At 68.9% G+C, this 11225-nt stretch carries 8 protein-coding genes; 6 read left to right on the plus strand and 2 right to left on the minus strand.

The window, feature by feature from the left end; genetic code table 11:
• Positions 1 to 921 (minus strand): cation:dicarboxylate symporter family transporter (locus tag HGG74_RS10575; protein WP_246262815.1); only part of this gene is annotated, 921 nt, incomplete at its 3' end.
• A gap of 229 nt (positions 922 to 1150) precedes the next feature.
• On the opposite strand from HGG74_RS10575, the gene HGG74_RS10580 reads away from it, so the two are divergent.
• From HGG74_RS10580 to HGG74_RS10605, 6 genes are all read left to right on the plus strand, one after another.
• Entirely contained in the window at positions 1151 to 2872 is a 1722-nt protein-coding gene (locus tag HGG74_RS10580) for a sensor histidine kinase (RefSeq protein WP_168486317.1), read from the plus strand.
• Positions 2853 to 3572 carry a response regulator gene (locus HGG74_RS10585; RefSeq protein ID WP_168486318.1) on the plus strand — a complete coding sequence of 240 codons (720 nt, stop codon included), beginning with the start codon at positions 2853 to 2855 and terminating at the stop codon, positions 3570 to 3572. The genes HGG74_RS10580 and HGG74_RS10585 overlap by 20 nt, the downstream gene beginning before the upstream one ends.
• A gap of 103 nt (positions 3573 to 3675) precedes the next feature.
• Positions 3676 to 5256 (plus strand): pyridoxal phosphate-dependent decarboxylase family protein, encoded by a 1581-nt coding sequence (locus HGG74_RS10590; protein WP_168486319.1) that lies wholly within the window; start codon positions 3676 to 3678, stop codon positions 5254 to 5256.
• The gene (locus tag HGG74_RS10595; protein ID WP_168486320.1) at positions 5253 to 6557 is read left to right on the plus strand and encodes a lysine N(6)-hydroxylase/L-ornithine N(5)-oxygenase family protein; all 1305 of its coding nucleotides are present in this window, start codon (positions 5253 to 5255) and stop codon (positions 6555 to 6557) included. The genes HGG74_RS10590 and HGG74_RS10595 overlap by 4 nt, the downstream gene beginning before the upstream one ends.
• Entirely contained in the window at positions 6554 to 7120 is a 567-nt protein-coding gene (locus HGG74_RS10600) for a GNAT family N-acetyltransferase (RefSeq protein WP_168486321.1), read from the plus strand. The genes HGG74_RS10595 and HGG74_RS10600 overlap by 4 nt, the downstream gene beginning before the upstream one ends.
• An 86-nt stretch (positions 7121 to 7206) precedes the next feature.
• The gene (locus HGG74_RS10605; protein ID WP_168486336.1) at positions 7207 to 9015 is read left to right on the plus strand and encodes an IucA/IucC family protein; all 1809 of its coding nucleotides are present in this window, start codon (positions 7207 to 7209) and stop codon (positions 9013 to 9015) included.
• A 12-nt stretch (positions 9016 to 9027) separates the two neighbouring features.
• Here the strand turns inward: HGG74_RS10605 and HGG74_RS10610 are convergent, their stop codons facing one another.
• On the minus strand, positions 9028 to 10992 hold the full coding sequence (locus HGG74_RS10610; RefSeq protein ID WP_168486322.1) for an AMP-binding protein: 1965 nt from the start codon (positions 10990 to 10992) through the stop codon (positions 9028 to 9030).
• Between the last annotated feature and the right edge of the window lie 233 nt (positions 10993 to 11225).

Raw genomic sequence — 11225 nt, forward strand, 5'->3', positions numbered from 1 at the left:
GGAGTAGCCGGTCGGTACCGTGACGCCGACGACGGGCTTCGAGACCCCCAGGTGCTCCATCTTGGCGATCAGCCGCGGCAGGGCCGCCTCGGAGGACGAGGTGGAGAAAATGAGCAGGTACTCGCGGCCGAGGTAGCGCATGAGCTTGAAGATGTTCACTCCCGTGAACAGCTTCAGCAGCAGGCCGAGCACCACCGCGATGAAGAGGATGCAGGTGATGTAGAACGCGATCATCAAGGTGGCCATGCTGACGATGGCCTGCACGCCCGTGGCGCCGACGACGGCGGCGATGGCACCGAACGCACCCACCGGCGCCAGCCACATGACCATGATCAGGATGCGGAAGACCAGGGCCTGGATGTGGCTGATGCCGCGCAGTACCGGCTGGCCTGCCGGGCCCATCTTCTGCAGCGCGAAGCCGACGATGAGCGCGATGAAGAGGGCCTGGAGAATGTTGCCTTCGGTCAGGGAGGACAGCAGCGTGGTCGGGATGATGCCGAGCAGGAAGTCGACGGTGCCGTGGCCCTCGGTCGATTCCACCTCGTAGCTGGTGCCCTGGATGTCCAGGCCTTCGCCGGGCTGGACCAGGTTGCCGACCACAAGTCCGAGGCCCAGGGCGAAGGTGGACATGGCCATGAAGTAGAGCAGCGCCAGCCCGCCGACCTTGCCGACGGTGGCGGCCTTGGCGATGGAACCGACGCCGAGCACGATGGTGCAGAAGATGACCGGCGCGATCATCATCTTGATCAGGCCGATGAAAGCCGTACCGACCGGCTTGAGCGACTGGGCGAACTCCGGAGCGGCGAGCCCGGTCACCGCACCCAGCACCACCGCCGCGATCACGGCGATGTACAGATAGTGGGTCCGGTCCTTCTTCTTCGGCTTTGTTTCAGCCGCGGGAACCTGCACCGATGATGCCATGGGTTGCTCCTGATCGTTGAACGGTGTGATCGACGGGTGGTTGTCCGGCCGGCAGCTCCCGGCCCTTTCCCACCATGGTGAGGCCCAACGTGACCGCCGCCACTGTTACGTTCATATTGTTCGCCGGGTCACACCCGGCCTGCCGTTCCGCGGCGGTGGGAGAATCGAGACCAGCAGCAGCAAGGTTGCTGAAGGTTGCCGCAGGAGCAGACCGGGAAGGAGGACGGCGGTGAAGAACTGGAGCGTTGCGGCCAGGATTTTTGCCGGCCAGCTCCTGCTGGTCGCCGTGCTGACCGCCGTCGTGTCCACGGTGCTGTTTCTGGATGCCCGGAACCAAAGCTACCGGCAGGCCGAACAGCGCATGCTGTCGGTGGCCGTGGCCATCGCGGACAGCCCCTTCGTGCTGGAGGCGGTCCGCTCCGGCTCCCCCACCGAACAGCTCCAGCCGTATGTCCAGGAAGTCGTCCGGGATACGCCGGTGGATTTCATCACCATCATGGCCCCGGACGGGACGCGCTTCACGCATCCGGATCCGGACCAGATCGGCCGCAAGTACATCGGCAGCACCGCGCAGGCACTGCGCGGCCAGGCCGGAACGGAGATCCACTCCGGCACCCTCGGGCCGTCCGTGCGGGCCATCGTCCCGGTCACGGACGCTGCGGGATCGGTCCGCGCGCTGGTGGCCGCCGGGGTCACGGTCACCAATGTGTCCGTAGCGCTCAACGCGCGGCTCCCCTTCGTCATCCTGACCGGCCTGGCGGTGATGGTGCTCTCCACCCTGGTGTCCTGGCTGATCAGCCGCTACCTGCGCCAGGTCACGCTCGGCTGGGGCCCGGAACAGCTCTCCAGGATCTTCGCCTCCTACGAAGCGCTGCTGCATTCGGTGCGCGAAGGGCTGCTGATGGTCGATACCGGAGGCCGCCTGGTGCTGTACAACGACCATGCGGCCCGGCTGCTGGGCCTGCCGCTGCTGGATCCGGCCGGCCCGCCGGCGGACCTGGCCTCCGTGCCGCTGCCGCCGGAGCTCAAGCAGCTGTTCCTCAGCGGCCGGCCCGTCCGGGACGAGTACTACGCCACCGCGGACCGGATCCTGGTCGTCAGCCAGAGTCCGGCCCTGCGGCCGGTCCGGCCCGCCCGGGAACGGACCGGGGCGGCCCCGGCCGGACAGCGGCTCGGGACCGTTGCCACCCTGCGGGACCACACCGAGATCCAGGCCCTGGCCGGCGAGGTCGAGTCCATGCGCACCCTGGCCGGCGCCCTGCGGGCCCAGACCCACGAACATTCGAACCGGCTGCACACCATCGTGTCGCTGATCGAGCTCGGGCGCAGCGACGAAGCCGTCCGGTTCGCCGCGCGCGACCTGCAGCAGTCCCAGCAGCTGACGGACGAGGTGGTGGCCGCGGTGGACGAACCCTTCATCACCGCCCTGCTGGTGGGCAAGGCCGCCCAGGCCAACGAACTCGGGATCGACCTGACCATCACGGCAGGCAGCATGCAGGACGACGGCAGCAGCGCTGGCGGCCGGACCGGCAAGCGCCTGGAAGCCAGCGGACTGGATCCGGCGGATCTGGTGACCATCGTCGGCAACCTGATCGACAACGCTTTCGACGCCGTCACCTCCCGGAACGCCGGCGAAGGCCCGGACAGCGGCAAGGAAGTCGCCGTCGATTTCCTCAGCACGCCGGACCGGCTCTGGATCGAGGTCCGCGACAATGGCCCGGGAGTGCCCGAGGACGACCTGGAGCGGGTGTTCGAGCTCGGTTACAGCACCAAGCTGTCCGACGAGCCGGGACGGGAGCACGGCTCGGGCCGGGGCATCGGGCTGGCACTGGTGCGCCAGGCTGTGCGCCGGCTGAACGGTGAGCTGACCGTGGCCAACGAGGGCGGCGCCGTCTTCACCGTTGCCCTGCCGCTGGGACAGAGGACGGGCAATGACCGCTCATTCCAGTGATTCCAGGCAACGGCCGGTCCGGGTGCTCGTCGTGGACGACGAGCCCGTCGCCGCCCAGGCCCACGCCGCCTACCTGCAGCGGCTGGACGGCTTCGCACTGGCCGGCACCGCGGGCGACGGGCAGGGTGCCCTGCGTGCGGTGCGCGACGCGGCCGCCGCCGGCCGGCCCATCGACCTGATCCTGCTGGATATGAACCTGCCTGACCTGCACGGGCTGGATGTGAGCCAGCGGCTGCGGACCGCGGGCCTGACCGTCGACATCATCGCCATCACCGCCGCGCGGGACCTGCAGATCATCCGGGGCGCGGTTTCGGCCGGCATCGTCCAGTACCTGATCAAGCCCTTCACCTTCGCCACCTTCGCCGAAAAGCTCGCAGGCTACCTGGATTTCCGGCACCGCCTCGAGGACCAGCAGGCCCAGGCGTCCCAGCGCGGCGTGGACCTGGCCTTCGCCAGCCTGCGGGCGCCCGCCGACCTTCCGTTGCCCAAGGGGCTCTCCGCCTCCACCTTGGCGGCCGTGACCGAGTTCGTCCGGGACGCGCCGGCCGCGGTGTCCGCCGCCGAGGTGATGGAGGCGCTGGGCATCTCGCGCGTCACTGCCCGGCGCTACCTGGAGCATCTGGCCGATGCCGGGCGGCTGGAGCGCAGCGCCCGCTACGGCACCCCCGGACGGCCGGAAAACGAATACCGCTGGCGCTGACCTGCGCGAAAACATCTCCACCACTCCGTAATTACGTCATGGGTTCTTGACGTTAAGGATTACCTAAGTAAGGTAAGCCTGTGCTTAGCTAGCACCCATATTGATGCCGACAGCAAGGAATCCCCCAGTGACGACCCTGCCCTTAGTGCACGAGAAGACAGCAGTGCACGAGAAGACAGCAGTGCACGAGAAGACAGCAGCCCGGGACGCTGCCTCCCGTTTCCTGCTCAATACCGCCAACAGCGCCCGCTACAGGGCCGAGGTCCTGCAGGGCGTGGACCTGGTCGCCGCCACGATGGAACGCACCACCCGGCCCTGCACCGGGGCCACCCCCGCCCAGCTGGCCGCCCGGGTGGCCGCCGTCGACCTCGATGCCCCGCTGGGCGGCATCGCCGAGGCGCTGGCCGAACTGGAGCCGCTGTACCTGCGCGACGCGGTATATTTCCACGACCCCGGCTATGCCGCCCATCTGAACTGCCCCGTGGTCATCCCCGCCCTGGTCGGCGAGGCAGTGCTCTCGGCGGTGAATTCGTCGATGGACACCTGGGACCAGAGTGCCGGAGCCACCATGATCGAACGCCGGCTGGTCGACTGGACCACCTCCCTGCTGGGGCTGGGACCGGGCAGTGACGGCGTTTTCACCAGCGGCGGCAGCCAGTCCAACCTGCAGGCGCTTCTGATCGCGCGCAACCATGCGGTGGCACAGCTGCGCGGCGAAGCCTCCCGGGAGCGCCTGCCTGTGCTGCTGGACCGGCTGCGGATCTTCACCTCGGAGGCCAGCCACTTCAGCATCCGCAAGTCCGCCTCGCTGCTCGGGCTGGGGTACGACGGCGTCGTCGGCATCCGCTGCGGGGCCGACGGCCGGATTGACCCGGCGGAACTGGCCCGGCAGCTGGCCGGCTGCCGCAGCGCCGGGCTGGTGCCGATGGCCGTGGTGGCTACGGCGGGCACCACCGACTTCGGCAGCATCGACCCGCTGCCCGAGCTCGCCGCACTCGCCCGCGCGTACGGCAGCTGGTTCCATGTCGATGCCGCCTACGGCGGCGGCCTGATCGTCTCGGCCCGGCACCGGCACCTGCTCGACGGCATCGGCCTGGCCGATTCGGTCACCGTCGACTACCACAAGACCTTCTTCCAGCCCGTCAGCTCCAGTGCGGTGCTGGTGCGGGACCGGGCGTCCCTGGGCCACGTCACCTACTATGCGGACTACCTGAACCCCGAGAGCGCGGCCCGGCAGGACATTCCCAACCAGGTGGACAAGAGCATCCAGACCACCCGCCGTTTCGACGCGCTCAAGCTCTGGCTGACCCTGCGCACGATGGGGGCCGCGGGCGTCGGGGCGCTCTTCGACGAGGTGATCGACCTGGCAGCCCGCACCGGCTGCCTGCTGGAGGCGGATCCGGACTTCGAACTGGCCGCCCGCCCGCAGCTGAGCACGGTAGTGTTCCGGTACAAGCCGGACGGCATGTCCGATGACGAGGCCGACGTCCTGAACCCGCGCATCCGGGCGGCCGTGTTCGCTTCCGGCGAGGCGGTGGTCGCCGGCACGAAGGTGGGCGGGCGGCACTTCCTGAAGTTCACGCTGCTCAATGCGGACACAGCCCTGGGCGACCTGCGCCGGATCATCGAACTGCTCCGGCGTACCGGTACTGCCCTCCGTCCGTCCGCAGGGGGTGCCGCATGACCCGGATCCACGACCTGGCCGGGATCGGCGTCGGGCCGTTCAACCTCGGCCTGGCGGCGCTGGCCGCGCCGCTGGAAGAGCTCGACGCCGTCTTCCTGGAGCGCCGCCCGGGCTTCGACTGGCACCCGGGCATGATGCTCGAATCGGCGCACCTGCAGGTGCCGTTCATGGCCGACCTGGTCACCCTGGCCGATCCGACGTCGCCGTACTCGTTCCTGAACTTCCTCAAGGAAACCCGGCGGCTGTACCCCTTCTACATCCGCGAAAACTTCTACCCGCTGCGCACGGAGTTCAACCAGTACTGCCAATGGGTGGCCGGGCAGCTGCCGAATGTCCGCTTCGGCACCGAGGTCACCGCTCTCCAGTACCGGAACGGCGCCTACGAGCTCCACGCCGCCGGTCCCCGCGGCCCGGAAGTCATCCGCGCCCGGCGCCTGGTCCTGGGCACCGGCACCAGCCCTTCGGTCCCGGCCGCCGCCGCGGGCATCCTGGCGGCCGGGGGGCCGGTGCTGCACAGCTGCGACTACCTGTCCCGCAAGGCCGAGCTGCAGGCCCGGTCCAGCATCACGATCGTAGGCAGCGGCCAGAGCGCGGCGGAGATCTACTACGACCTGCTGCAGGACATCGATGTGCACGGCTACCGCCTGGACTGGGTGACCCGCTCCGGACGGTTCTTTCCGCTGGAGTACACCAAGCTGACGCTGGAAATGACCTCGCCCGAGTATGTGGACTATTTCCATGCCCTGCCGGCAGCCACGCGCGAACGGCTGAACGCCGGGCAGAAGAACCTGTACAAGGGCATCGACGAAGCCCTGATCAACCAGATCTACGACCTGCTCTACACCAAGAGCCTTGCCGGGCCGGTGGCCACCTCCCTGCTGACCCACTCGGCCCTCACCGGCGCCGGCTTCGATCCCGCTACCGGCAGCCACCAGCTCCAGCTGCGCCACGAGGAACTCGGGGAAGAGTACCGCCTTCGGACCGGCGCCGTCGTCCTGGCGACCGGATACCACTACCGGGAGCCGGCCTTCCTGGCCGGCATTGCCGGCCGGATCCGGCGCGGCCCGGACGGCCGGTTCGACGTTGGACGCAACTACGGTATCGGCGCCGCGGCGAACGACCTCTTCGTCCAGAACGCCGAACTGCACACCCACGGCTTCAGCGCTCCGGACCTGGGCATGGCGGCGTACCGCAATTCCTGCATTATCCGCGAAATCCTGGGCCGGGAGGTCTACCCGGTGGAGCAAAGCATCGCCTTCCAGCACTTCGGCCTGCCGGCCCGGGCCCGGGTGGCGGTATGAGGTTCGGTTTCCGGCCGGTGGACCCGGACGCCGACGCCGCACTGCTGCACTCCTGGGTCATCCTTGACTACGCCCGGTTCTGGGGCATGCAGTCGGCCACCGTTGGGCAGGTGGCCAGTGAATACGCGCAGCTGCAGGCCTCGGGCCACCACCGGGCATACCTGGGGCTGGAGGGAGGGACACCGGCGTTCCTGATGGAACGCTACGACCCCGCCCGGTCCCCGCTGCACGGCCTCTACGACGGACAGCCGGGCGACGCCGGCATGCATCTGCTGGTATCGCCCCCCAGGCTGCCGCGCCGCGGTTTCACCACCGCCGTGATGACGGCGGTCATGGACGAACTGTTCGCCGACCCCGCCGTGGCACGTGTGGTGGTTGAACCGGACGCCGCCAACCACAAGATCCACGCCCTCAACGCCCGGGTGGGCTTCCGCAAGCAGGCCCTGGTCCGCCTGCCGGACAAGGTGGCCTGGCTGAGCCTGTGCACCCGCCGGCAGTACACCGACGCCCTGCGGCAGCTGAAGCCCGGCCGCGCTGCAATCCTGGAAGGAAACGCACCGTGAACATCCCCCTCGCCCCCGCCCCGCCCGTCCCCACGGCGGAAGACCTCCGGCCGCCCGCAGGCGCCGGGCATCCGAACGCCGGGCATCTGAACGCAGGTCATCTGACCCCAGAACGCTGGGAAGCCGCCAACCGGCATCTGGTCGCCAAGGCACTGACCGAATTCGCCCACGAGCGGCTGCTCACACCCGAAGCACTCGGCGACGGTGGCTCCGGAACGTACCGGGTGCGCAGCGACGACGGCACCGCCGAGTACCGTTTCAGCGCCCGCCGCCTCCAGCTGGACCATTGGGCCATCGACCCGGCCTCGCTGCGCAAGTACGGTGACGGCGCGCAGGAGCTGCCGTTGGATGCCCTGGAACTCATCCTGGAGCTGCGCGGCAGCCTGGGCATCGGAGCGGAGATGCTGCCGGTGTACCTGGAGGAGATCAGCAGCACCCTGGCCAGCAGGGCCTTCAAGCACCAGGCCGGCAGGCCCGGCTCCGCCGAGCTGGCGGCAGGCGTGACGGCCGGCGCCGATCCGGCAGCCGATTTCCAGACGATCGAGGCGGCCATGACCGAGGGCCATCCCTGTTTCGTGGCCAACAACGGCCGGCTGGGCTTCGGCCTCCGCGACTACCTGGCCTACGCGCCGGAGGCCGGCCGCCCGGTGCAGCTGCTCTGGATCGGGGTGCACCGCAGCCGGGCCGACTTCACCGCGGGGGCCGGGCTGGACTACCGCACCCTGCTGGCATCCGAACTGGGCGCCGGCCTGGCAGCCTTGGAGGAGTCACTGGCCGCAGCGGGAGCAGACCCGGAGCAGTTCCTGCTGATGCCTGTCCATCCCTGGCAGTGGGAGCACAAGCTGGCCGTCACCTTCGCGGCAGACATCGCCCGCGGCCTGCTGGTCCCGCTCGGCCCGGGCCCCGAACCCTACCAGGCCCAGCAGTCCATCCGGACGTTCTTCAACCTGGCCAGCCCGGAACGCTGCTATGTCAAGACGGCCCTGTCCATCCTGAACATGGGGTTCATGCGCGGGCTCTCGCCCGAGTACATGCGTTCGACCCCGCAGATCAACGACTGGCTGGATACCCTCCTCATGCAGGACCCCACCCTGCAGCGGCACGGGCTGTCGATGCTGCGGGAAAGGGCAGCGGTGGGCTACCGCAACGGCTACTACGAAACGGCCGCCCCCGCAGGTTCCCCGTACCGCAAGATGCTGGCGGCGCTGTGGCGGGAAAGCCCCCTGCCGCTGCTGCGGCCCGGGCAGCAGCTGGCCACTATGGCCGCGCTGCTGCATGTCGACGACGGCGGCGTCCCGTTTGTTTCCGCGCTGATCGACCGGTCCGGGCTCGGCGCACGCCGGTGGCTCGGCCACTATCTGCGGGCCTACCTGGTGCCCCTGCTGCACTGCCTGTACCGCTACGAGCTGGCCTTCATGCCGCACGGCGAAAACGTCATCCTGGTCCTCGAGGACGGCGTGCCGGTACGGGCGGTCATCAAGGACATCGGCGAGGAAGTCGTCTTCATGGGCGATCCCTTGGCACTCCCGGAGCCGGTACGGCGGATCCGGGCGGAGATTCCCGAAGCCGAGGTGGTCCTTGCCATCTTCACCGATGTCTTCGACTGCTTCTTCCGCTTCCTCAGCGCGGTCCTGGTCGGGGACGGACAGCTGGACGAGGACTCGTTCTGGTCCGCGGTGGCGGAGGTGGTGCACACCTACCAGGCGGAGCACCCCGAATTGGCCGGCGCCTTTGCCCGTCACGACCTGTTCAGCGAGGATTTCGCGTTGTCCTGCCTGAACCGCCTGCAGCTGCGGAACAACCGCCAAATGCTGGATCTGGCCGATCCGTCCGGCAGCCTGCAGGTAGCGGGCAGGCTGGCCAACCCGCTGGCCGCGTTCCGCCGGACGGACTAGGACGGGACCGGGCTAGGGACGGGGCCCGGGCTCTCCGGCCGCGGGGCGGGCCGCACCGCGGAGCACCGGCAGCAGCTCGTCCAGGACCGAGGGGTCCTCGATGGTCGACGGGACGGTGTACTCCGCCCCGTCGGCCATCTGGCGCATGGTCTTGCGCAGGATCTTGCCCGAGCGGGTCTTGGGCAGGGCCGGAACGACCCGGACGTCCTTGAAGTCCGCCACCGGTCCGATCTGCTCCCGGACCCGTGCCACCAGTTCCGCGCGCAATTGCGCCTCGTCGATCTCCGAGCCCTGTTTCAGGACCACATAGCCGCTGGGCCGCTGGCCCTTGACCGGATCGGCCACCCCGATCACGGCACATTCGGCGACCGCCGGATGCGCCGCCACCACCTGCTCCATCGCACCGGTGGAGAGCCGGTGGCCGGAGACATTGATGACATCGTCGGTGCGGCCCATCACGAACAGGTAGCCGTCCTCGTCCAGGTAGCCGGAGTCCCCCGTGGCGTAATACCCGTCGAAGACCTTCAGATAGGACTGGATGAACCGCTCGTCGCTGCCCCACAACGTGGCCAGGGTCCCTGGGGGCAGTGGCAGCTTGATCACGATATTGCCCTCGACCCCGGCCGGCACCGGCTCGCCGGCTCCGTCCACCACCATCAGCCGGTAGCCCGGCACCGGCACCGACGGCGAGCCCGGCTTCACCGGCAGCTGCTCCAGGCCCACTGGATTGGCGGCGATCGGCCAGCCCGTCTCCGTCTGCCACCAGTGGTCGATCACCGGGACCCCGAGGGCTGCCGCGGCCCAGCGGCAGGTCTCCGGATCCAGCCGCTCCCCGGCGGCAAACAGGGTACGCAGGCTGGATGTGTCGTACTGCCGCACCAGGGCCGCCTCCGGGTCCGCCTTGCGGATGGCCCGCAATGCCGTCGGCGCGGTGAACAGGACGTTGACCCGGTGGTCCCGGACCACCCGCCAGAAGGCGCCGGCATCGGGCGTGCCCACCGGCTTGCCTTCATAGAGCACGGTGGTGGCACCGGCCAGCAGCGGGCCGTAGACGATGTAGGAATGACCCACCACCCAGCCCACGTCCGAGGCGGTGAACATGACGTCGCCGGGTCCCACGTTGTAGATGTTCTTCATGGACCAGGCCAGGGCGACGGCATGCGAGCCGTTGTCCCGCACCACTCCCTTGGGCGCCCCGGTGGTGCCGGAAGTGTAGAGAATGTAGAGCGGGTCGGTGGCGGCCACACTGACCGGGCCGGCCGGTCCGGCCTCCGCCGCCAACTCATCCCAGTCGTGCCAGCGGGTGTCCCCGGCGTCCCGTCCGGCCCCAAAGCTGCCCACCGTGTGCTCGAAGCCGCTGCGGGCCTTGACGATCACATCCGCCACCCGGTGGCCGGAGAGCGCAAGGGCCGCGGCCACGGCGGGCAGGTACTCCACCCGGCGCGCTGGTTCGATCCCGCCGCTGCAGGTGACGATGGCCGACGGTTGGGCGTCCTCGATCCGGGCCGCGAGTTCCCGGGGCGCGAATCCGCCGAAGACCACCGAATGCACGGCGCCCAGGCGGGCCGCGGCGAGCATGGCGACGACTGCCTCAGGCACCATGGGCAGGTAGATGATGACCCGGTCGCCGCGCCCGACGCCGCGGGCCTGGAGCGCCCCGGCAAACAGTTCCACTTCCTGCAGCAGCTCCCGGTAGGTGTAACGGCGCCGCGTGCCCAGCATGGCTGAGTCGTACACCAGCGCAACGGCATCCCCCTGTCCGGCGGCGACGTGGCGGTCCAGTGCATTGGCGCTGGTATTCAGTTCGGCCCCGGGGAACCAGCGGTAGATCGGCGCAGCGCTGTCGTCGAGCGCCTGCCGCGGCGGCTTGTCCCAGTCGATGGCAGCTGCGGCATCGAGCCAGAAGCGCTCCGGTTCCCGGCAACTGAATTCATACGTGCTGCGGTAGCTGCCTTCCACGACAGGGCCTCCTCGCATTGGCTGTGATGCAGTTCATACTAAGGTGCCCTCTCCACGCACAACAAGGAGTATGTATACATAAGAGAGAGAATTTAGCGAAACCCCTTGAGTTGTGCGCCTCTGTGTATACACTCGAAGTGTCACCACGGCCAGGGAAACGGGGAGGGAGGCGGCATGCGTGCCAGCGAACGCGCCTACTGGTCGCTGCGCGAGGACATTGTCGAATGGCGCCTGCCTCCGGGTACGGTGCT

The sequence above is a fragment of the Arthrobacter mobilis genome, assembly GCF_012395835.1.
In the GTDB taxonomy this organism is placed as follows: Bacteria; Actinomycetota; Actinomycetes; order Actinomycetales; family Micrococcaceae; genus Crystallibacter; species Crystallibacter mobilis.